This is a genomic window from Novosphingobium sp. 18050, from assembly GCF_902706195.1.
In the GTDB taxonomy this organism is placed as follows: Bacteria; Pseudomonadota; Alphaproteobacteria; order Sphingomonadales; family Sphingomonadaceae; genus Novosphingobium.
The window spans coordinates 23,647-45,322 of the sequence record NZ_CACSJO010000014.1 but is presented as its reverse complement, the minus strand read 5'-3'; the positions used below and the strand labels follow the sequence as shown (position 1 = coordinate 45,322).

Sequence of the window (21,676 nt, the reverse complement as noted above, 5' to 3'; positions counted from 1 at the left end):
CATGAGACTCCGCGCCCCGGCCAGACCCGCACCGCCGACGCGCGTGCGAAACGCGATTTATTTCAGAAGGTCGGAATAACGGCCCGGAACGTGGCGGCGGGAAAAAGCACGCAAGGTCGCATCCACACTAGCGATGATCGAGGGTTTGCTTACGTCTCCGGGATGGACCGCCAGCCGCACGGTGGGCAGCGGTTGCAGCGCGGACCGGGCGAGCGCCGCGAAGGCGAGCGACGAGGCCGTGCGCATCGTGCTGCGAGAGGCCCAGGTCACCACCGGCCCTTTGGCGAGCGGCGTGTCCTCATGCCCCGGCCGCCAGACCCGGAAATGGTCCTCGGCAAGCGGGAAGCCGCATTCGGCCAGCGCCTGCATGGCGCCGGGCCCATAGAGCCATGCCGGCGCGATGAAGCCCGCCGCCGGCATACCGATCACGTCCTCCACCAGCGCCTTGCCATCCTGCATCCGGCGCAGCGCATCGACGTGGGACAGGCCGAGGAACTCTCCCTCTCCCGCCGTCATGTGCCGCGCCTTGAAGCTGGCGGCGCCCTGATGCTCGGCGGTGTCGCGGTGGAACCAGCCGTGGACGAACATCTCCACCCCGCGCTCTGCCCAAGCCCGCAGGCGTGCCTGGAACGCCGGGGCCTGCAACAGCGGGGCGCGGCCCCAATGGTCGGGCACCACTAGCATGGCGTAACGGACGGGGCCGAGCCGCGCCTCGATCAGGTCCGCCAGCCGGTCAACCTCGCTTTCGAAACAGGGTGCCACGTCATGGATCGAGGCCAAGAGGCGTCTTTCAGAAACTCGCATCGAAACCGATCCTGATCGAACGCGGACGCATGGGGGTCTGCTGCAAACCATCTGCGACCGAGAAGGGATTACCGAAGGCGAAAGTATTTGCGCGGGTGTTCAGCACGTTGTCGAGGTCAAGCGCCACGCCCCACTTTCCGAACCCCAGCCGCGCGCCGGTGGACACGTCGTAATAGCGCCCTTGCCCCAGCGCAAAGGGGGCGCGGATCGCCAGTTTCGAATGGCCCACATAGCGCACGGCGGCGTCCAGCGTGAGCTGCACCCAGGACATCGCCCGGTCGTATTTGGCCGCGACGCGCCAGCCCTCGTCGGCAATATTGGGCAGGTCGCGGTCGGTGGTATCGGCAAAGTTCGGTGCGGGCCTGGAAAGGTCGCTGGAATTGAGGAAGCCCGCCGCTTCGAACGAAAGGAAATTGCGTGGACGCCAGGCGAGCGAGAACGCCAGGTTACGCACGCGGCCCGTGCCTATGTTGGCAATGTAGGGCAGTCCGTCGAGGCCGACGAGATCGGCCTGCACGTCGCGCCACTGGGCCAGCGAAGCGGAAATGCTTCCGGTCAGGTGCGAGCCCTCTTCCATGCCGAAGCGCAGGCCGGCCTCGATCGTGCTGATGCGGTCGGCGCCGAAGCGTTCTGCGGTCTGGGAGTTCGAGGAGCCGCTCACTTGCAGCGCGCCGGGGCGGTAGCCCTGCTGGAACCGGCCGTAGATGAGCATGCCCGCCCCCGGCGTCCAAGATAGCGCGGCGGATGGCAGGAACCGCTTCTGGGTGCGTACCGGCTCATAGTCTTCCGAGGCCATCTGCCCGGTAAACTCGCTGGTCTGGCGCACGTAACTGAGCCGCCCGCCCAGTGTCAGTACCAGATTGCTCGTAACCGGCATGCCCGCCTCGCCGAATACCGCGAGATCGAGCGTGGCGTTCGACAGGCTGGTGAGCAGGTCCAGCGCGCCGGGGGGCCCCAGCCTGCGCACGACACGGTCGTCATTGTGCAGCAGGCCGAGCCCGACCAGCCAGGTGCCCGATCCGCCCCATCCTCCCGAAAGACGTGTTTCGTGGGACAGCAGGCGGACGTTGACCTCCTCGGTGAATTGGACCGGGGCGGCGCCAGCACCCGCAGGCGTAGCATCGAAAGTGGAGCCGATCGAATGGTCGGCGTATCCGGTGGCGGATACGAACTGGAGACCGCCCCAGTCGCGCCGCACGGTCAGATCGGCAAGCCGATAGTCATTGTCGAAGGGCTGGGCGATGGCGGAGCGGCGGACGAGGTCGGGCTCGCCGCGCAGAGTGTATTGCCCATCACGCGAAGCGATGTCCTGGCTCAGCACCAGGAGATCTGCCGTCCAGGCCATGTCCGGCTGCCAGCGCAGATTCGCTCGAAAGCCCGAGGTCTTGTTGCGGTTGATGTCCCTGAGGCCGCGCTCGGCATCATCGATATAGCCGCCTTCAATGCTCTGGTACGCCACGCCCCTGAGCGCCAGCTTGCCCTTGACCAGAGGCACATTGCTGATGACCGCACCGTCCCCGCCGGGCGCACCGTCCTGCGTTGCCCTTACGCCCGCCGAAAGATCGAGTTCCGAGGCATTGAGGTCAGGCACGTTGGGAACGAGCCGGATGATGCCCCCCAGGGTGCCAGCGCCATATAAAGTGCCTTGGGGGCCTTCGAGAACTTCCACCCGGGCCACATCGTAAAGCGCCAGGTCGGGGTCAGGCGCGCTGTAGATCAGCCGCGTCTCGCCCAGGTACTGGCTGATCGTCGCCTGGCTCGTGCCATTGAAACTGCTGTCCGCAATGCCGCGGATGAACAACTTGTTACGCCCGGGCCCCAGGTTCGTCGAAGAAAGCTGCGGCAGCTTGCCAAGGATGAAGCCAGTGCCTTGCCCGCCCGCGCGGGCCAGCTCGGTGCGCTGCGGCTCGACCACTGAAATGCTGGCTGGATAGGCCAGGAGGCCCAGCCGCTGCTTGGTCGCGGTGACGAGAATGTCGGGACCCGATCCCTCGGCCGCAGGTGCCGAACGGACGGGTGGAGGCACGGCCGGATGTTTGGGCGGGGCCTGCCGCACAAGCCGGACAGTCCGCGCATCGACGAAGACGAAGCCATAGCCGCTGCCCGCCAGCAACTTGCGCAGCGCATCGGACAGCTCATAGCGCCCCTCGATCCCCCGCGTGCGCAGGGAATCGAGCCGCGGATCGGTGATCGCGATGGAAATATCCGCCTGCTCCGACAGCGCGATCAGCGCGTCGGACAACCGCCCGGCCGGGACCGAGAACATCGGCAACGGGCGTGCCTGCCCGGGTGTCGCGCAGGCAACGGCAACCGTCGCGACATAACATATGCACGCGCGGCCTGCCCTCATCAAACCATCAACGCGTAATCGACCAGCCATCGGCGGTTGCCGTCACCTTCACACCAAGCAGGGCTTCAATTCTCTTTTGCAGGGCCCCGTCACCGCCATCAAGTTGAATGACGCCCGAGAACCGGCGATCCGAAACGTCGGGGCCGAGTTCGATGGCAATGCCCCGCGTCCGGGTGATATCCGCCGCGACCTCAACCAGAAGCGTGTCCCGGTAGACAAGCCGCCCGCGCGTCCATCCACCGATCTCGCCGACCGGCTTCGCACCTTCGACGATGCTGCTGCCGGTAGTCTCAAGGGTATCCCCGGCATTGAGGCGCAGCCGCGTCATGCCGTCCTCGAACCGCACTGCCCCCTCTGCCACCTCCAGCCGCAGCGCGCCCTTGCCGCTGCGCACGTTGAAGACGGTGCCGACATCGACGATGCGCTGATCACCCACCGACAGCGTGAAGGGCCGCGCATCATCATGATGGACGGTGAACTGCGCCTCGCCCGCCTTGAGCTGGGCCACGCGCGTGTCCGACTTGTCGAGCGCGATTTCGGTCGCGCCGTTGAGGACGATCCGCGTGCCGTCGGACAAGGCCAGGGTCCGGGTCTCGCCCGGCGCGGTCTGCACCGTGTACTCGTTCGCCTGACCGCCCATCATCGCCCATGTCCCCAGCGCCGCGAAGGCTACCGAGGCGGCCATCGCCGGCCACATCCAGCGGCGCGCGGGACGAGGTTGCGGCATCGCGAAGGCATCATCCCCGGCGCCTGCTTCGGGAGACGTGCTGCGGGTCAGTCCGGCGGCCTGCTCGAACGCCAGATCTGCATCGCAGACAGCTTCGTAGATGTCGTTGTGGCGCGGATCGAGTTCAAGCCAGCGGGCAAAGTCGTCCCAGTCCGCATCCACACTGCCGTTCAGCCGCAGGTGCCACGCGATCGCTTCCTCGCGCATGGTGTTTTCAGCGAGCCCTTGCATCGGTGCCTCCGGTCTGGCCTGCGGGATTCCACCCCGTACCGCCCGGATCGAGCCGGTTACGAATTTCGAGTACGGCATTGTACGCGCGCTGGAGATGTTTTTCGACCGCGCTCAGGCTGATCCCCAGGTCGCGCGCGATGACCTTCTGCGAAATTCCGTCGATCCGGTACTGGCGGAAGACATGGGCCGTGCGTTCCGGCAGTTTCTCCAGCGCCGCTTCCACACGCGCCAGATGGTCGCGGGCGAGCAGCGCGGTCTCCGCGTCTGGCGCAAGGTCCGGCATTTCCATATCTGTCCCGGCAGAGCCCACCGGGGCATCAAGCCAGTCCGCGTCGCGTGCCTTCTGGCGCGCTTCGGTGCGGCGGCGGGTATGCGCCATGTTGTTGAGCATCTGATAGAGATAGGCCTTGGGGGAACGTACAGGCCCGGTAACGCTCGTTTCTACGCGCAGGAACAGGTCCTGCAACAAATCCTCGGCATCCGCCTCGCTCACCCGGCGCGCCAGGAGAAATCGGCGCAGTTCAGGGCCCAGCGCCAGGCACAACTGGCGCAAACCGGAATCGGCGGGCACTTCCTGCCCCTGGGACGTCATCGCTCGCCCTCCGTCCGCAAATGCAGTCTCCCTTCCCGGATAGAGCAGATCCATACGAGATCGGGCCGATGAAGTCATGCCCGCTCCTCAAAACATCGCGTTAAGGGTAAGGCCGATGTCGCTGGCATGGCGCATCGCGCCGCCGGCACAAGCGCCGAGGCAAGCCGCACGGCTACCCTCACGAGCCTCGAGCGTCAGCCAGGAACGCACTTCGCGCGCGGAACCGCCAACTGCCAGCCGCACGGCTGCGCGCATGCCGCTGGCTGCAGCGGGCTCGCCGTTGCCCATCCGCACCACGTCGAGATCCATGCGCCGACCACCCCAGCCGCCCTGCCGGAACCACCCGGTCGAAACCGCCCATCTATCGCCATGCTCCCAAGTCAATCCGGCATCGGCGTAGCCTGCTGTCGACTTGGCCGGAAACACGGCGGGAGAAAGAGTGCGCCGGCTGGCCTTGCCCAGATGGGTGCCCAGCCGGATCGCATCGTCGCTGCCAACCGCGTGCCAGGCCTGCATGCCCATCTGCATATCGTTGAAGTGACCGCCCGATGCGCAGCAATCCGCATCGCCGGTCCGCGACGAGCGCAGGGCCAGCATATCGAGACTCCAGCCGGCATCACCGCCGTCCGTGACCAGATCGACGGCTTTTGCCTGATCGACCGCCGCGCGGTCCCTGCCGGTCCACTGTACCTGCTCGGGAAGCAGTAACACCGCGTGCGCACCATGTACTTTGAAAGAGCGCGCCTCGGTGCCGGTCGGGGCAGTCGCTGCGAGCACGCAGATAACGCCCATGGTTTTGGTTCCGCGCATCCGCCCCGCTTCCCTCTGTTGCCGCCCGGCAAAAACCGGGACAACCATGAGACTCCATCGACCGCACGAAACCGCACATCGAATTTCGCGGTGCGGATCGACCGTCCGCGCGGCGTCTATCGCATGAACTGTCGGAGTACCTCGTGTGAAGCGCATGCGCATGTTGACCCTTGCGACCCTGGGCGGGCTCGTCGCCATGAACCTGCCCTTGCCTTCCCCGGCCGCTGTGGCGAATTTGCCTGTGGGCACCATGACGCAGCCCGCAACAGGGCTTTCCGTAATGACTTACAACGTCGAGGGACTACCCTTTCCTGCGGCGTTTGGCCGCGCCGAGAAGCTGGCGGAAATCGGCAAACGCCTTGCCGACTTGCGCCGCGGGGCACAGCAGCCTGACGTGATACTGCTCCAGGAAGCTTTTATTCCGGAGGCAAAGGCGATTGCCGCCGCAGCCGGCTACACTCACGTCGCGATCGGACCCCGGGTTTCCGATGCGGCGCCAGGAACGGACAATGCATTTTCAGCGGATGCATCGTGGTTGAAAGGCGAGCGTGTCGGGAAGTGGGTGGACAGCGGCCTGGTGATCCTGTCCGACTATCCCATCGTCCAAACGCGGCGGATGGCCTTTCCCGACGACATGTGCGCCGGGTATGACTGTCTGGCCGCCAAGGGCGTGCTCCTCACCTGGATCAAGGTCCCCGGCCGCGAACGGCCTATTGCCATTGCCGATACGCATCTTAATTCCCGTGGCGCTTCCGGTGTGGCGATCGAACGCGCCAACACCGCTTACGCAAGACAGGTTGCCACACTGCGCGATTTCATTCGCGCCAACGTTTCGCCGCAGTCTGACCTCGTGTTCGGAGGAGACTTCAACATTGGCCATGACAGGCAAAGAATTGCACAGGAAGCCGCTGACGGCGGCATCGTCAACGCCGGTAATGAGGCAACGAAGTCAGCAGTAATCGCGGGTGGCCGTGATGCCGTTCCAGTCGCCATCATCACCCGAGGCAAGGACAAGCAATACTTCCGCGCCGGGACCAGCAGTAGCTTCACACTGCGCAATATCCGTGTTCCTTTCGCAACACCTCAGAGCGGCAGTACTCTGTCGGATCATCTCGGATATGTTGCAGACTACCAATTCTGACTGGCTCGAGCCGGGTTTCGCCGAGTTCGGGACCGCACTGCAATCACTATAGGCGTGCAGTAAACCTCTCGGTATTTCACGAAACATCGCAGGCTTTCGGCACGGCCTTGTCATGCCACGCGTCCCTGCCATCCGTGGCGATCGAAGCCCCTGATTGTCGCCGCCAGGGAAACAGTGTGTCGATATATTGCCGGATAATGTCCGAACCTTTTCTGGTCCATAGGGGCGGCCTTCCTCAGCGGAAAGCAAGAAAAGGTAAAGAAAATGAAAAAGATAATCGCAGGGATTCTAGCAGCGGCCTCCATCTTTGCAGTCTCGCCCGCGTTCGCCGAGCCTTTCCAAGGCCCATATGTCGGTGTCGAAGCCGGGTGGAACCGTGACAGCATTCACGGCGCCAACACCGATATCGGTCACCTTGATGTACGTGAAAGCAGCGATGCCTTCGTTGGCGGTGCTTTCGTCGGCTACGACCACAAGGTGACGTCCGATATCGTAATCGGTGCGGAAGCCAGCTTCGATATCGCTGCCAGCGACCAGGCACGCAGCGGCCCGAACCTGATCGACCCGAACTACTCGTTCGACGTTTCGGCACGCGCCGGCTATCTTGTTACCCCTACCACGCTGCTTTACGTTCGCGGTGGCTATGAAAACGCGCGGGCCCGTGTCTCCAACGGTGTCGAAAACGGCCATGACACCTTCGATGGCTGGAGCGTCGGCGGCGGCATCGAGCGCGAAGTGATGGAGCATGTTTCAGCTCGTCTCGAATATCGCTATTCTGATCTGGGCTCCAATAACAGCAACTTCGACCGCCATCAGGCGCTCGTCGGCGTAGCTTACCACTTCTGACCCGCCCTCACCGGGGTTCATGACCTCGGCCTGATTCACTTCATCGGCCGAGGTTAGCCCCGGCCGATGAAAAGCCGTATCTCTCATTCTGGCCGGGGGCAGAACTGGGAAAGGGTCACGCGTGGTCCAGACTATCATAGTCTCTGCGCCATTTAGGGGGCCGGAGCTATAGACCTAAAAAAACATTGGTCGCGCGCTCCAAGGTTGTGGCAAAGCCGGTGGCCCTGCCACGGAAACAACGAAAGACAACAGCATCCTCCCCAATTCCGCCATGATCCGGGCCGAGCAGTCGATGGACCCACGGGCGATCCGCACGCGCAAGGCGTTGCAGGACGCGCTGCTGGAACTGTTGAAGACGGATAGTTTCGACCAGATCACCCCGCGCCATATCGCAGCCAAAGCGGGGCTCGCGCACGGCACGTTCTATCGTCACCATCCGTCCAAGGAAGCGATGCTCGACGAACTGGCGAAAAAGGAGATCAATGATCTTCACCAACGCCAGCTCCAACTGCTAGGCACGTCGGGTCTCAGGGCAGTCGCACTCTCCTATGCGGACTACTTCATCGAGAAGCGCGAACTCTGGTCGGTCCTCCTGAACGGGGGCGCCAATGCCATCGTCCGGGAAGAATGGCTCAAGCTGGCGAGATCTCAGGCCCGCGAACACGCCCATCCCGGTGACCGCCTGCCACATGACCTGTCTACCGCTTTCGCGACCAGCGCGCTGGTGGAGATCGTGGGCTGGTGGCTGCGGCAGGACCAAGGCCACTCTGTCGATTTCTTTGCCGACATGCTGATCGAACTGTTGTTCGACCCGATCCGGAAAGCCTCGACCTCCCCAAACCTGAAGTTCTGACGCAGCCGCCGCGCGGGACTCAGGAGTTTCCTTTTGCGGCTTCCTGCAAGCTCGGCTTGTCCAGCGTCAGATCCAAAATCGCAGGGCGTAGCCGCTGGTTATCCTTTTCAGGCCCTTCACACGCCGCGCCTGATCAGGCTTCAGGCCGCCATATTCTTTGCGCCAGCACAATCGCAACTTAACGCCGCTTCCCGATGTTCCTTTTCGGCTTGTGCTTCTTGTCGGCGTTCAATGTCCCTTTCGCAGTCCGGACTATCACGGTCTCTGGGCCACTCAGCGGGGTATATCCGAAGAAGTCATCACCCTCGCACAAGGCACTTCTCCATCATGATTTCCGATGATACGACATATCAAAGCACCGCAGCTCAAACCTGTGGTCTCCATGCGATTGGGAAGCTTGCTGGGAATGTCCGGGCCGACCCGCACCTGAATCAAGCCGTCCGCATCGCAAATGGTGTTCCGGTCATGGGCGCCCTCTATCTGAAGACTTTCGAACCAATGATTGTACGCGTGCAGCGACCAATATCCTGGTAGCCCGCTCGGCATCGAAACTTCCAGCCACTCGCCGGGCCGTAGATCGAAGTACCCGAGATAATACTGGGTGTCCCGGTCGCCCTGCACCGTCGCCGCCAACTCAGGGGGAGCGATGTCCAGGCAATTAGGTTTCGATGCGACAGCGCGCGTCCATCTCAGATATTCACGCACCGAGGCGATGGTCCCTTGCGCAACGCGGGCTAGCGCGCCGTCCGCAGAACCCGTCGCAAGGGCAAGTCCAGACGCTGCGTCGCCCCCCTCCAGCCTGAGCTGGGCGGCAGGCTGCCCATCCGCCCGGTGAAGCGTCCTTACGAGTATGAGCCGGCAAGCGGGCGGGATGGCAAGCGTGCTCGGTCCGCTGGCATGGGCCGCCATATCGAGCCGGAACTCGCCATCTTCCCCGGTGTTGGTTCTGTCGAAGGTGCTGTAGCCCACTTCGAGCAAGCTCGAGTTGGCATCCAGGGCGTAAAGGCCGATGCCCACCCGCTCGGAAGCGTTAAGTCGTCCTGTCAGCGCGTATCGTCTCGCCGGATCAATCCGGGCGCTGTCCATGAGATAGTGCGGATTAGGGCCACCGCGCGAGGGCAGCGCACGGCTGAGTCCGTCGTTATTTAACAGGTGCCCGAGAAATGCATCGGCCAGTGATGCGCTCACCACACGCATGACATAGGCATCGCCTTGCGCCAGCATATCCGCATCCGTCGCGTGAGCGGCGATTTCCTCCCGCGCCTGCGCCACGGCAACCTGCAGCGCTTCCCATCCTGCGTTCATGCCGACACACCGGCGCGTGCAAGCCCCTCACGCTCCGACGGAATGTCGAAGTGGCTGATGTAGTCCGAGAACAAATCAGTGACCTCGCCTGCGTCGATGCCGAATTGCTCCAGCGCATAGTCGTTCGCACCGCGAGCATTCTTGGGATTATCGCGGTGCCAGGAGGCGATCGCTGATCCCACGCGATCCGGCGTATCGAGGCCGAGACGCTCGTGCACCTCGCCTATCACACCAGCGGCATCCGCCTGCAGTCTATAGTAGTCGACGTGGGTGACACGCTCGCCGGCTGCGGAGCGCGCATGGGCCAGGATGCGGTCGATGTGGCGGCGCACGAAAAGCGTCATCTGACGCCCGACCTTATGAGGGTCTACCGGTTGGGCATAACGTGCCGAACGCAGCGCCAGCGTCATCTTGGAAATCGACGCCAGCAATTGGACAGGATCGCGGTGAGTCATCACGAAACGTGCCCCAGGATACGTTCGTTCCAGCGCCTCCAAGGCAATGACATGATTGGGATACTTCAGTGCCCACCGGCGGGGCGAAGACTTCCACTGGAGCAATTGCAACTGGCGCCTGTGCACGGCGTAGACGGCATCGAGATCGACCTCGTCCATCAGAAAGTCGAAGAAGTCCGGCACGTCGTACAAATTGAAAAAACCGGCCGCCGCATAGCCTTGTTCGAGAAAGGCGTGGCATTCCTCCGAACCATCGTCATCGTGCAGGTGAAGCGCCGAGAAGTTTGCGACTGCCGGCCGGCTACGCGCGCGCACTGCGCTTTCCTGCGCTTTACGCTGGGCCACTGAAGCCGGGTCAAAGCCCGGCGGAGGCATCGGAGCCAATGCCTCCCAGGTACGGATGAGGCGAAAACGATCGTCCCGATCGAACAGATATTGCAGATACGTCGTCCCCGATCGCGGAAGCCCGGTCAGGATGACCGGTGCCGCGATCTGTTCGTCCGCAATCTCGGGATATTCGTGAACCCACTTGAGCCCTTCGATGCGTTCGGCGCTTCGGGTAACCAGCCCGTTCTCTACCGATGCCAGGCCCGTAGCGGATAAGGCGGGGCCGCTGTCAATCGCTGCGACAAGCGCCGCCAGGTTCTCGTGCAGACCTGTCTCGGTGTCACGAAAGCCCGCCTTTACTTCGGCTTTCGCGATGATCTCTGCCGCTGTCAGCATTGTTGCACGCCTCTCTCCAGCTTTGCGCTTTCCGGAATGATTGCATCACCCGTGATAAGCGTCCAATGCATGATACGCCCATTTTTGATGTAAAAGACGCTCAATGGAAATTCGCAATTTGCGGCATGTCGTCGCCCTCGCAAATCGCATGAACTACATGCAGGCAGGCGAAGATCTTGGCCTTTCGCAATCCGCGCTAACCCGCTCGATCCAGGCGACCGAGCGCAAGGTCGGCCTGAGGCTGTTTGACCGCGACCGTTCGGGGGTGCGCCTGACGCCGCAAGGCAGGCTTTTCGTGGAACGCGCCCAAACGCTGATCGCCGGCATGGACGATCTGGACAAAACGATGGAGCAAACCGCCAGCGCAGAGCAAGGCGAAGTCTCGTTCGGCATCGAGCCTTTGCCTGCCCGTGCCCTGCTGCATGGAGTGCTTTCCACCTCGCTCACCCGGTCCCCGCGTCTCAAGACCCGGGTCCTGATCCGCAGCATCGAAGCGCTATGGGAAATGCTGGTAAGCGGGGACATTGAATTCTTCATCAGCGCCCAGAAGCGTCTGCCCTGGAATCCACCGCCCAAGGTCACCCGGCTGGGCACATTTCCCCTGTCGCTCCTCGTGCGTTCGGGTCACCCTGCCCTGGACAAACGGCAGGCTCCCGCCGCCTATCCGGTTCTACTGGCCGGCGATGCTGGCCAGTTCGAGTACCTGCCCGCATCTCTGCGCACGCTCGTCTCCGGTCCTCGCCATATCGTCGAAGACTATGGCCTTCTCGGCCGACTCACCGAAGATTCCGATGCAATCCTGATCGCTTCCACTTACGCCGTCGCGCAGGAAATCAACGAAGGCCGCATCCGCGAACTCCTTCCCACGGAAGATTACGAGCCGGCCGATATCCAAATCGCGATGTACAGCCTGGAAAGACGATCGCTGTCACCGGGCGCCCTGAAGCTCAGATCCGACTTCCAGCAACAGATGCTATCGTTGACCCGAGGCTATGCCAAAACGCCCTGACAGCGAGGCACGGCGCCTGCCGAACAAGAACCGGACCGCTGGCTGCGCGCGCCGGCCGGCATCCTTCAGGGTGTCATCCGGCGTTTTCCTTGGCCGACGTCATTTCGCTCCCCTCTCGCTATCTCATTGATTCAACGCGCAAGTATGCCAGGATCTCACCCGTCGGGGCCGCAGAACGATGAGTGAGATGTACCAGCACCAATTTACGCCACTCAAATGGCGGATAAGCCGGTTCGCACCCTAACCGATCTTTTTCACCAACTGTCCACGAGCACCGTGCTCAGCGGCCGGATTGCGGTTGCAGGCCAGCGGCAATTGCAGGCCCGCGCCCATGATCCCGGCCAAATCCTCGCAACTGACGAACAGGATTTTAGTTGAGATCAACGCGGGGAGAACGCCCACTGACCCGCCTTAACGTTCTCGCAGCTAGCCTTTCTCCGTGCCCGAAACGTCGGGCCTAATTACTTCGGAGAAGATTGCGCGGTAGATGACGCCACCGGTAAGTCCGCCTGCCAGCGGGGCAATCCAGAAGAGCCAGAGTTGCTGGAGAGCCAGTCCGCCGACCAGCAAGGCAGGCCCAGTGCTCCTGGCGGGGTTCACCGAGGTATTCGTGACCGGGATGCTGATCAGGTGGATGAGAGTGAGCGCCAGGCCGATCGCGATCGGGGCGAAGCCGACAGGCGCGCGTCCGTCGGTCGACCCCAGGATCACCAGCAGGAAAGCTGCCGTCAGAACCCATTCGATGATCGCGGCGGATGCCAACGGATACCCCCCTGGCGAGCCCTTCCCGTAGCCGTTCTGTGCCAGGCCGCCGGAGGGAAAATCGAACGACGGCCCCCCCTTGGCGATAAGATAGATCACCATGCTGGCAATCACGGCGCCGCCCACTTGCGCGATGACGTAAGGAAATATGTCACGCGCGGGAAAGCGCTTACCCGCCCAAAGGCCCACGGTCACCGCCGGGTTCAGGTGGCAGCCCGAAATATGTCCGACCGCGTAAGCCATAGTCAGCACCGTCAGGCCGAATGCCAGCGCAACGCCGAGCGCGCCGATAGAAGCGGGCGGTCCGGCGGCGAGCACAGCGCTGCCACAACCGCCCAGCACCAGCCAGAATGTACCAATCGCCTCCGCCGCCGCCCTTCGACCGATATGGGGTGTGACAATCATTGTGGCTTCCCTCCTGGATTTGCGCGACGGTTTTCGCTGACCGGGGAAGAGTATGATGCCTCGATTGACAAGGTATCGTTGATAACCCGTAGGTGTTTGACCCCACGGTTTGATAGTGCGATCCTATCGTCGAAATGGATCCTGCTTGGTCGCTATAACGGTTATGCATCGGCGCCGACCACTTTCGGCCGTTCAATGAACACCTCCATGCCATTGATCACTCCATTTCTCGCAAGGACAGCGTGCATCATAAAGCGCTGTCATTGCTGAACCACTTTCGGATCGAGCCCTGAAGCAGCAACCAGAGGATAAGCCTCGACTATCTGCGGCTTGCCAACACGCCCTATCATGAAGAAGCACAGCGCGCCCACGATTGTCAGTGCGGCGGCGATGACCAAGAATAAATCAAACCGTTCGGTCGCGCCGAGCGTCATGCTCAGCAGGACCGAGCCGACCGCGCCCGCAAGTCCCATCGAAGCTATCAGGAAGCTGTAAATCAGGCTGAAGTTGGCGATGTCGAAAGTGCGTGAGGTGAGATAGGCACCAATGTCGCCCTCGGCCCCCTGTGCCAGTCCGATCAACATCACCGCGCCAGCCAGCAGCCAGGGGTGTTCGATGGGCGATGCCAGGATAAGGAAACCGATCGCCGGCAAACCGAGAGCGGCGAGCGCCACCGACTGCGGCGAGATGCGGTCCAGCGCAAGGCCGCTTAGGAAGCGCCCAACCACCACCCCCATAGCGTAGAGCGAGACCAGCCACGTCGCCAGCTTGCCTGGCGCGCCGCTCTCCATCAGCACCAACTTGAACTGCGAAGAGACGAGCACCGTAGGCACGTTGCAAAAGAACATGCCCGCCACAATCAGGATGAAGGCTGGATGGCGCAGGAGCGCCGCGAACTGTGCCCCTGTGAGGCGTTGGGCAGTGCGTGCCGGAGCGGCGGCGGCGCCCTTCGGCCTCCTGCCTACCAGAGTGACCGCCGCAATGCCTCCGACTAGGGAGATCAGCGCGAGGAGGCGGTAGCCCGCGCGCCAGCCCTGCGCATCGATAACCTCACCCACCAGCGGTACGACGATCGCTCCCATCAGCGGTGCGCCGCTCATCAGTACGGACAGCGCCATACCGCGCGCGAGATCGAACCGCTGGACGATGACGCGGCTGAACACCAGCGTCGTGGTCAGCACGCCGAACAGGTTCTGGAAGATGGTGATTGCGAAGAACTCGTAGATGTTGCCGCTCATCAGGCTGAAAGCGAGAAAGGTCAGCGGTACAACTGCGAAGCCTATCGCTGCTGACAGGCGTGCGCCGTAGCGGTCAGCGAAGCGGCCCCAGAACGGCACGACGAACATGCTGGCCAGCCCCAGTGTGCCGACCAGCGCGAACTGCCCTTTGTCCCATCCAAACTCTGCGATCAGTTCGGGCGCGAACAAGTTGGTCATGTAATGGTTCATCGCAGAGCCGAGCGCGAGCCCCAGCATTGCGCCGAGCAATGTTGTCCAGTTCACCCGAAATTCGCGGAAATACGTCACTTCGGCTCTCTCCCATCTTGCGCCCGTTTGCCGGGTCGCGTCGTGACTGCGCGCAAATCCGCTGAAGACGAATTTGGCGACCCGGTGCCGCGCTCGGACAACTCTACATCATCGAGCTTGGATACCCTTGAGGAACAGGCGTGTTGCGAAGCGCACACGCGGGTCAATGTCCTCGTGCTTAAGTTTGTTACCCGAAAGATTGGAAGGAGCTGGGCCGCGGACCATCATACGTAGCGTTTGCCCGCGTGTCGCTGCGATCACTTTGGGACCCACCACGCGCCGCTCAGTGCCATTGCGTATGGATGCGCGGAACAGGCCGACCTGCGGGCTCGAAACCGCTCGCGGGTGAGGCAGCGGGCGCGAACGGAAGGCGTATCATCGAATACAGACCCAGTCCTGTCCGATTTGGCTTACGTCGCCAAGCGACTCGCGAGTAATGATACGCATAAGGTATTATTATTCGCACCCTGCCGTGTTGTCCAGCTAAAGGGCAGGACCGGTGATGAACGGTTCGGGGCGATCGACGCGGCTGTCGCGCACGGCTTCCCCGACTTGGCGTTCGTTGTGGTCGGCCTTGGCAGTGTCGATCAGGCGATAGCCGCTAGCGATCGCGACGACAGCAGACATCGTGTCCTGCGGTTTGGCGAGATAGACGCCGAGGCCGGGCGCCGGCATCCCGGCGCCATTCGATATATCCCGGTTGCTTCAATAAATTCGGCCATTTGCCCAGGATTTCGGACTTTACGACCTGATCGTCCCAGGCCTCAGGAGCGACCTCATCAAACCCGATGGAAATCGCATCCTCGCTGTAGCCCAGATGGTCCATCACGCTCTGTGCGATGGCGTCGGACAGAGCCTGCTTCTGCTGGGCGGACTTACCCGGCCATAGCTTCACGATGATATGCGGCATTGGCTCAGTCCTTGGCCAGGGGAGCGAGATACTGCTCGTCGGTCACTTTCTCCATCCAGGTGACGGGGGTTCCGTTGACCACCTCCTGGACGGCGATGTGGGTCATGCCCTCGTGGGGCGTGGCCCCGTGCCAGTGCTTGTGTTCGGCGGGGCACCAGAGGATGTCGCCGGCATGGAATTCGAGCTTGCCGCCGCCTTCGATCTGGGTCCAGCCCACACCCTCGGTCACGATCAGCGTCTGCCCTGCCGGATGGGTATGCCAGGCGGTTCGCGCGCCCGGTTCGAAATGCACGATGGCGCCGGAAACGCGCGAGGGATCTTCGCGCTGGAACTGGCCGGTGATCGTGACCTTACCCGTGAAATAGGCCTCGGGGCCGTCGACGGTCTTCATGTCTGCTTTGCGGGTGATATCCATGGGGAGGCTGCCTTCCTGAGCTTGAGCGACGCCGACGGGCGCCGATAGAGCGGCCAGGATGATTGCCAATCTGATCATGCCGACCGCCTTTTTCGAAATTGCTGATGGGCGCCCCGCGCGAGCGAACCGCCGGTTCATCATCTGGGCGTTCCGGGGCGCCGTAATTAGACCCGCCTCTGGCAACGAACCGATGAACATTCCTCAACAATGTGGTAAGAGGGGCCATGTCTCTCCATCGCGCCGATCTTGCCGACTTCGCCTATTTCATCGCAATCGCCAAGCATCGCAGCTTCAGGCTCGCTGCCCTCGAAATCGGCGTAACCACCTCCGCATTGAGCCATGCGATCAGGGCGTTGGAAAGCCGACGGGGCGTGCGTTTGTTGAACAGAACCACTCGGAGCGTGACCCTCACGGCTGCCGGAGAGGAACTGCATGCCCAAATTGCGGGACCGTTGGACGCTATCGGCCAGGCCGCTGAAAACCTTGACCGCTACCGCGATGCGCCGACAGGTCGTGTCAGGCTCAGTGTCCTGGAGGACGCTGTCTCTCTGCTTATTGATCCCGTCATGCCGGTCTTCGTTGAGCGCTATCCGGACATCGAAGTCGATATCAGCGTAAGCAATCGGCTGATTGATGTGATCGGAAGCGGTTTCGACGCAGGAATCCGTTACGGCGGCACGGTGCCGGAGGACATGATCGCCCAGAAACTTTCAAGCGACATACCCTGGATGGCGGTGGCCTCCCCCGCTTATCTCGAACGTTTTGGAAAACCCGAAACTCCGCAAGATTTGAAGGACCATCGGTGCATTCGCATCCGGCTTGGAAATGACCAGGTCTACCACTGGGAGTTCGAGCGCGGCGACGAGGCAGTCGCGATCGCGACGCCCGGCCCACTGACGGTCGATGCCAGCCATGCCGCCGTCGGCCTGTGCCTGCAGGGCGTCGGGATCACCTATGGCAACGAGCCGATACTCCGCCCACATATCGAAAGTGGTGCGCTCCAAGTTGTACTGGAGGGCTGGTCTTCGATGGGCAGCGGCTTCCATGCCTATTATTCAGGGCGTCGGCAGGTCCCAACGGGACTACGACTTCTCATCGACCTGATCCGCGAGTTGCGGCCGGCGGGCTTGTAAATGGGCGTGTGTTTCTGCGCTGCTTCTTGATTTAAGGCACTGGGCGCGGACTGGCGGGAAAGTCCTAGCAGGGGCAACGGCGACGTCGCGCTGGCGGAAAACAGCAATGGCCAGTCTGTGGCGTGGGATGAACTTGTCAGCGATGCCGAGTATGCGGACGCGGCGCACTCAGGCCCGATAACGCACGGTCTCTACAAACAGCGCAAAAGCCGGAGAAGCGTGACGGCGGCTGGGATAATAGAGGTGGTAGCCGGGAAAGGGTTCGCACCAGTCTTCCATTACGCGGATCAGCTGACCTCGTTCGATGTATGGCAGCACCTGATCCTCGGGGAGATAGGCAAGGCCCAGCCCGTCCAGGGCCGAATTCAATCGCAGGCCAATGTTGTTGAAGACCAGCTGCCCCTCGATCCGGACATTGATCTCATGGCCGTCCTTGTCGAGATCCCAAGGGAAAATGCCGCCATACGTGGGCAGCCGGATGCCGATGCAGTTGTGACCAGTCAGATCATGAGGCGAACTCGGCACAGTATAGCGGGCGAAATAGTCGGGCGAACCGACGACGGCCATGCGCAGATCAGGGCCGATGCGCACCGCGATCATGTCCTTGGCCACCTGATCGCCAAGGCGCACCCCGGCATCGAAACCTTCGGCAACGATATCGGTCAGGCCATAATCGACGACGATCTCGACGCTGATATCGGGATTGTCGGGTAGTAACTTGCGCAGGGCCGGCTGCAGTACGGACACTGCGGGATGCTCTCCGGCGTTGATGCGGATCTTGCCTGAAGGCTTGTCGCGCAGCTGGCTGAGAGAGGCCAGCTCCTGTGCGATCTCCTCAAAACGTGGCGCGACCGTGTCGAACAGCCGGTGACCCACCTCGGTAGGTGAGACGCTGCGCGTGGTGCGAGTGAGCAGGCGCAGGCCCAGCCGTTCCTCGAGCCCCCGGATCGTCTGGCTGAGCGCCGACTGCGAAACCCCCAGCTTGGCTGCTGCACGGGTGAAGCTGCGTTCGCGCGCCACCATCACGAAGGCGGCCAGCTCGTTGTAGTTCTCGCCTGCCATTGATTAGGCCACCTTATAGCGACATGCCGATTATGGCGTCTAATCGCATTCTCGTGCCCGGGCTATACCCATCCCACAGTTTCCTGTGCTGCCCGTGCCCGATTGCCCGGCAGCCTGACGAGAGCTTCGAAAAGACTTCGATATGATGCAACGCCTTCCTCTCCCAGGCGAACCGCACAAGGGCGCCATTCTGGCAATCACCCTCGGGAGCTACGTAATGATCGTCCTCGACCATGTTCGCCAAGGATGATTTCCGCAACGCGGCCCCGCGTTTCCAGGCCGACGCACAAGGCCAACCAGGGTCTTGTCGAACTGGTCGTGAGCCTCGCGGCCGATCAAAACGTGGCCCCGGCGCAGGTCGCTTTGGCCTGGCTGCCGGCGCAGCGACCGTCGATCGTGCCGATCCCCCGGTACGACCAGGCTGCACCGGCTCGAAGAAAACCTCGGCGCTGTTGCCATCGAACTGACCGAGCCCGATCTTACCCGTATCCCCGAGGCGCTGACCGCCATCGAACTGGCAGGCGAACGTTATTCCACCGCCAACCAAAGCCTCGTCAATCGCTGATCTGAAACGAAGGATCTTCCATGTCCCATACCGTTCCCCACGTCACGCTGAACAACGGCGTTCAAATGCCGAGCCTCGGATTCGGCGTCTTTCAGGTTCCCGATCCGGCAGAATGCGAGCGCAGCGTGCGTGACGCCATCGATGTCGGCTACCGCCTGCTCGATACGGCCACGTCCTACGGCAATGAAGGAGCCGTCGGGCACGCCATCCGCAATCACGGCATCGACCGCAACGAACTGTTCGTCACGACCAAGCTGTGGATCGAGGATGTCAGCTATGAAGGAGCGAAAGCAGCGTTCGAGCGCTCGTTGAACAAGCTTCAGCTCGAATATCTCGACCTCTGGCTGATCCATCAACCCTATGGTGACGTCTACGGCGCCTGGCGCGCCATGCAGGAACTGCACCGCGAAGGCCGTATCCGCGCCATCGGCGTGAGCAACTTCTATCCTGATCGTCTGCTCGATTTCGTGCTGCACAACGAGGTTGCGCCTGCCGTGAACCAGATCGAGATCCATCCTTTCCACCAGCAGGACGACGCCCAGGCCCTGCTTGAGGAATACAAGGTTCAGACGGAGGCCTGGGGGCCGTTTGCCGAAGGGAAGAACGGGCTGTTCAGCAATGAGCTGCTCGCCTCGATCGGAAACAAGCACGGCAAGAGCATCGCCCAGGTGGTCCTGCGCTGGCTGAACCAGCGCGGCATCGTCGCGATCCCTAAGTCGGTCCGCAAGGAGCGCATGGCCGAGAATTTCGCGATCTTCGACTTTGCCCTCGACGATGATGACATCGCCGCGATCGCCGCTCTCGACCAGAAGGCCAGCAGCTTCTTCGACCATCGCGATCCGGCGATGGTGAAATGGCTCGGCACCCGCAAGCTCTGATCGGAGAAGCACACATGTCAGACGAAATCGCATCAGGGCAGGTCAGCCGACGCGGCCTGCTGGGGGTGGCCGGTACAGGCGTGGCCCTCGCAGCGCTCGGAGCGAGCGGAGGCGCAGCGAGCGCCAGCGCGGCTACGCCGGGCAACGCTGTACAGGTCGGCGCGCGCCGCAAGCTGGGTTCGCTCGAGGTTTCTGCCGTCGGCCTCGGTGTCCAGAACATGCACCGGACCTACCAGACTACCATCCCCAACCGCGCGGAAATGCGCCGCATCATCAGCAGCGCCCATGACCACGGCGTCACGCTGTTCGATACGGCCGAAGCCTATGGGCCGCACGAAGACGAGCGCATCCTGGGCGAAGCGACGCAGGCGTTTCGCAACAACATCGTCATTGCGTCCAAGTTCGGTTGGAACATCGATCTGGAAACCGGCGAACGCCGCCAAGGCTTGAACAGCCGTCCCGAGCATATCAAACTGGCGGTCGAAGGGTCACTCAGGCGGCTGCGGACGGACCGCATCGACCTGCTCTACCAGCACCGTGTCGACCCTGCGGTGCCGATCGAAGACGTGGCCGGAGCGATCAAGGATCTGATGACCGAGGGCAAGGTGCTGCACTGGGGTCTGAGCGAAATGGGGCTGGGTACGCTGCGCCGCGCCCATGCCGCGCTGCCGCTTACCGCAGTCCAGAGCGAATACTCGATGATGTGGCGCGGACCGGAATCGCAGGTCCTTCCGCTCTGTGAGAAACTAGGCATAGGTTTCGTTGCCTGGAGCCCGCTTGGCGTAGGCTTCCTAACGGGGGCGATCGATGGCCAGACGGCCTATGCCGATGGCGACATCCGCAAGTACGAAACCCGCTTCGCCAAGGAGAACATCACTGCAAACCTTGCCCTGGTGATCCTGCTGCGAAGCTGGGCGGATCGAAAGCAAGCAACGCTGGCGCAGATCGCGCTGGGGTGGCTGTTGATCCAGCAACCGTGGATCGTCCCGATCCCCGGTACGACCCAGATGGCCCACATGATGGAAAACGCCGGCGCGCCTGCAGTCCGCTTCACTACTGCAGAAGCGGCAGAGTTGACCGCCGCCGTCGCGGCGATCACCGTCAAGGGTGAGCGTCTGCCGCCTACTGTCCAGGCATTTTCGGATGTCGAAGCACCGCCAGGGGCATCGTGAGCAACGGGCCGCAGCTTTCGAGGCTGATGATGGAGCGAAGGCGTCCACTTCACTCCCGTCGCGCCCCGTCCGCTGCCAGCGCGGTCGGAGAACCGGCGTTCAGCGAGCGCCGGCACGCCTCGGCAAGGGCATTCACGCGATATTGGAGGCGTTGCAGGTCGCTGTGGCCAGCGTCGAAGTCATGCAGTTCCGCCTCAATCTCGATCATGGCGTCACGTACCGGCTTGTCCTCGACCAGCACCATGGCGCCCCAATAGGCGGCCTGAAACTCCTTTGCGGCCTGACGCCGCTCCTCCGGCGTCGATCCCCCGGCGGCGATGCGACCGGCCATCTCGGTGATCTTGCGATAGATGTCGAGCCGTTCCAGCCACAGCCGGCGGCGAAACTCGATTTCGTCCCGCTGCAACGCGGCGTCACGCTCGCCCACGCGGCGGTGCTCCTCGCCAGCATTGAACTGCCAGACACCAACCAGGATGCCGGTCATGGTAAGGAGCGGCGCCGCGAAGCGCAGCAGGATGTCCCAGTCGAACCGGGGTCGCTGCGCGGGGTCGGTCATCGCGCGGCCCGCCGGAAGGTCAGATCCTCGAAAGCGCCGCTCTTGGACGACGGCATGCGCCGCAGCACCATCGCCTTGCCGTCGTCGCGGAATAGCAGCCGGTATGTGCCGAGAAAGGGAAAGCGATCGGAATCCCCGCCGGTCACGTCCATGTCCAGATCGATGGGCGACGCGGAACGGATCGACCAGCGATGCGCCGAACTCACAAGATGACCATCGATGCAGCGCACCACGTCCAAGCGTCCGCCGGAGCGGAAGCGCCAGTTTTCCCCCTGCGTACATTCAGTGTCGCCGCGAAAGCTCAGGGTCTCGCGATATACCCATTTCTGGCTCGACGGCTGGATGAGGAGACGCGCGGCACCGGCAGTATCCGGCGTTTGCGCCCGAAGGGGCTGCACGAGTGCGATGGCGGACAGCAGCGCCATGCAACAGCCTGCAAATCGACG

Annotated in this window: 23 protein-coding genes and 1 pseudogene; 7 read left to right on the top strand and 17 right to left on the bottom strand. The window is 62.6% G+C overall.

Translation table 11 applies throughout. From position 1 onward, the window contains the following. Window positions 1–57: 57 nt before the first annotated feature. The 5 genes from GVL61_RS14585 to GVL61_RS14565 all read right to left on the bottom strand — a co-directional run bounded on the left by GVL61_RS14585 (window position 58) and on the right by GVL61_RS14565 (window position 5,514). Window positions 58–804 carry a DUF2334 domain-containing protein gene (locus tag GVL61_RS14585; RefSeq protein WP_159981348.1) on the bottom strand — a complete coding sequence of 249 codons (747 nt, stop codon included), beginning with the start codon at window positions 802–804 and terminating at the stop codon, window positions 58–60. Further along, window positions 791–3,070: a TonB-dependent receptor gene (locus GVL61_RS14580; protein WP_159981462.1), complete on the bottom strand. Its 2,280-nt coding sequence runs from the start codon at window positions 3,068–3,070 to the stop codon at window positions 791–793. The genes GVL61_RS14585 and GVL61_RS14580 overlap by 14 nt, the downstream gene beginning before the upstream one ends. A 91-nt stretch (window positions 3,071–3,161) precedes the next feature. After that, window positions 3,162–4,112, bottom strand: a complete 951-nt coding sequence (locus GVL61_RS14575; protein ID WP_159981346.1) for a FecR domain-containing protein — start codon at window positions 4,110–4,112, stop codon at window positions 3,162–3,164. Then, window positions 4,096–4,704 (bottom strand): RNA polymerase sigma factor, encoded by a 609-nt coding sequence (locus tag GVL61_RS14570; RefSeq protein WP_159981344.1) that lies wholly within the window; start codon window positions 4,702–4,704, stop codon window positions 4,096–4,098. Before GVL61_RS14570 ends, GVL61_RS14575 begins: the two co-directional genes overlap by 17 nt. Window positions 4,705–4,791: 87 nt before the next feature. After that, complete coding sequence (locus tag GVL61_RS14565; RefSeq protein WP_159981342.1) at window positions 4,792–5,514, bottom strand: hypothetical protein; 723 nt, start codon at window positions 5,512–5,514, stop codon at window positions 4,792–4,794. A gap of 154 nt (window positions 5,515–5,668) precedes the next feature. Here GVL61_RS14565 and GVL61_RS14560 point away from each other — a divergent pair, with 154 nt between their 5' ends. From GVL61_RS14560 to GVL61_RS14550, 3 genes are all read left to right on the top strand, one after another. After that, on the top strand, window positions 5,669–6,655 hold the full coding sequence (locus tag GVL61_RS14560; protein WP_200844785.1) for an endonuclease/exonuclease/phosphatase family protein: 987 nt from the start codon (window positions 5,669–5,671) through the stop codon (window positions 6,653–6,655). 264 nt (window positions 6,656–6,919) lie between these two features. Next, the gene (locus GVL61_RS14555) at window positions 6,920–7,501 is read left to right on the top strand and encodes an outer membrane protein (RefSeq protein WP_159981338.1); all 582 of its coding nucleotides are present in this window, start codon (window positions 6,920–6,922) and stop codon (window positions 7,499–7,501) included. Between the two features lie 271 nt (window positions 7,502–7,772). Beyond that, on the top strand, window positions 7,773–8,354 hold the full coding sequence (locus GVL61_RS14550) for a TetR/AcrR family transcriptional regulator (RefSeq protein ID WP_159981336.1): 582 nt from the start codon (window positions 7,773–7,775) through the stop codon (window positions 8,352–8,354). A 28-nt stretch (window positions 8,355–8,382) separates the two neighbouring features. Here GVL61_RS14550 and GVL61_RS14545 read toward each other — a convergent pair. From GVL61_RS14545 to GVL61_RS14535, 3 genes and pseudogenes are all read right to left on the bottom strand, one after another. Further along, window positions 8,383–8,526 (bottom strand): annotated as a pseudogene (locus tag GVL61_RS14545) (IS3 family transposase); the annotation flags it as partial. Between the two features lie 101 nt (window positions 8,527–8,627). Then, complete coding sequence (locus GVL61_RS14540) at window positions 8,628–9,659, bottom strand: hypothetical protein (RefSeq protein ID WP_159981334.1); 1,032 nt, start codon at window positions 9,657–9,659, stop codon at window positions 8,628–8,630. Beyond that, complete coding sequence (locus tag GVL61_RS14535) at window positions 9,656–10,837, bottom strand: sulfotransferase (protein WP_159981332.1); 1,182 nt, start codon at window positions 10,835–10,837, stop codon at window positions 9,656–9,658. Before GVL61_RS14535 ends, GVL61_RS14540 begins: the two co-directional genes overlap by 4 nt. A gap of 103 nt (window positions 10,838–10,940) precedes the next feature. On the opposite strand from GVL61_RS14535, the gene GVL61_RS14530 reads away from it, so the two are divergent. Further along, complete coding sequence (locus GVL61_RS14530; RefSeq protein WP_159981330.1) at window positions 10,941–11,846, top strand: LysR family transcriptional regulator; 906 nt, start codon at window positions 10,941–10,943, stop codon at window positions 11,844–11,846. Between the two features lie 240 nt (window positions 11,847–12,086). On the opposite strand, the gene GVL61_RS14525 is transcribed toward GVL61_RS14530, so the two are convergent. The 6 genes from GVL61_RS14525 to GVL61_RS14500 form a co-directional block, all read right to left on the bottom strand. After that, window positions 12,087–12,248: a hypothetical protein gene (locus GVL61_RS14525; protein WP_159981328.1), complete on the bottom strand. Its 162-nt coding sequence runs from the start codon at window positions 12,246–12,248 to the stop codon at window positions 12,087–12,089. Window positions 12,249–12,272: 24 nt separating this feature from the next. Further along, entirely contained in the window at window positions 12,273–13,013 is a 741-nt protein-coding gene (gene aqpZ, locus GVL61_RS14520) for an aquaporin Z (protein ID WP_159981326.1), read from the bottom strand. A 260-nt stretch (window positions 13,014–13,273) separates the two neighbouring features. Continuing rightward, window positions 13,274–14,539 carry an MFS transporter gene (locus GVL61_RS14515; RefSeq protein ID WP_159981324.1) on the bottom strand — a complete coding sequence of 422 codons (1,266 nt, stop codon included), beginning with the start codon at window positions 14,537–14,539 and terminating at the stop codon, window positions 13,274–13,276. Between the two features lie 483 nt (window positions 14,540–15,022). Next, the gene (locus tag GVL61_RS14510) at window positions 15,023–15,166 is read right to left on the bottom strand and encodes a hypothetical protein (protein ID WP_159981322.1); all 144 of its coding nucleotides are present in this window, start codon (window positions 15,164–15,166) and stop codon (window positions 15,023–15,025) included. After that, a complete protein-coding gene (locus tag GVL61_RS14505; protein ID WP_159981320.1) occupies window positions 15,141–15,449 on the bottom strand; it encodes a tautomerase family protein in 309 nt (102 codons plus the stop codon). The genes GVL61_RS14510 and GVL61_RS14505 overlap by 26 nt, the downstream gene beginning before the upstream one ends. Before the next feature lie 4 nt (window positions 15,450–15,453). After that, complete coding sequence (locus GVL61_RS14500) at window positions 15,454–15,942, bottom strand: cupin domain-containing protein (protein WP_235037704.1); 489 nt, start codon at window positions 15,940–15,942, stop codon at window positions 15,454–15,456. A 146-nt stretch (window positions 15,943–16,088) separates the two neighbouring features. Here GVL61_RS14500 and GVL61_RS14495 point away from each other — a divergent pair, with 146 nt between their 5' ends. Further along, on the top strand, window positions 16,089–16,997 hold the full coding sequence (locus GVL61_RS14495; RefSeq protein ID WP_159981318.1) for a LysR family transcriptional regulator: 909 nt from the start codon (window positions 16,089–16,091) through the stop codon (window positions 16,995–16,997). A gap of 168 nt (window positions 16,998–17,165) precedes the next feature. Here GVL61_RS14495 and GVL61_RS14490 read toward each other — a convergent pair whose 3' ends face one another. After that, window positions 17,166–18,059, bottom strand: a complete 894-nt coding sequence (locus GVL61_RS14490) for a LysR family transcriptional regulator (protein WP_159981316.1) — start codon at window positions 18,057–18,059, stop codon at window positions 17,166–17,168. Between the two features lie 585 nt (window positions 18,060–18,644). On the opposite strand from GVL61_RS14490, the gene GVL61_RS14485 reads away from it, so the two are divergent. Together GVL61_RS14485 and GVL61_RS14480 are read left to right on the top strand one after the other, a co-directional pair. Then, on the top strand, window positions 18,645–19,502 hold the full coding sequence (locus GVL61_RS14485; protein ID WP_159981314.1) for an aldo/keto reductase: 858 nt from the start codon (window positions 18,645–18,647) through the stop codon (window positions 19,500–19,502). A 14-nt stretch (window positions 19,503–19,516) separates the two neighbouring features. Beyond that, window positions 19,517–20,674, top strand: coding sequence for an aldo/keto reductase (locus GVL61_RS14480; RefSeq protein WP_159981312.1), 1,158 nt, complete (start codon window positions 19,517–19,519; stop codon window positions 20,672–20,674). 49 nt (window positions 20,675–20,723) lie between these two features. Here the strand turns inward: GVL61_RS14480 and GVL61_RS14475 are convergent, their stop codons facing one another. Both GVL61_RS14475 and GVL61_RS14470 read right to left on the bottom strand, forming a co-directional pair. Next, window positions 20,724–21,230 carry a hypothetical protein gene (locus GVL61_RS14475; RefSeq protein ID WP_159981310.1) on the bottom strand — a complete coding sequence of 169 codons (507 nt, stop codon included), beginning with the start codon at window positions 21,228–21,230 and terminating at the stop codon, window positions 20,724–20,726. Beyond that, window positions 21,227–21,655, bottom strand: coding sequence for a hypothetical protein (locus tag GVL61_RS14470; RefSeq protein WP_159981309.1), 429 nt, complete (start codon window positions 21,653–21,655; stop codon window positions 21,227–21,229). Before GVL61_RS14470 ends, GVL61_RS14475 begins: the two co-directional genes overlap by 4 nt. Window positions 21,656–21,676 lie beyond the last annotated feature (21 nt).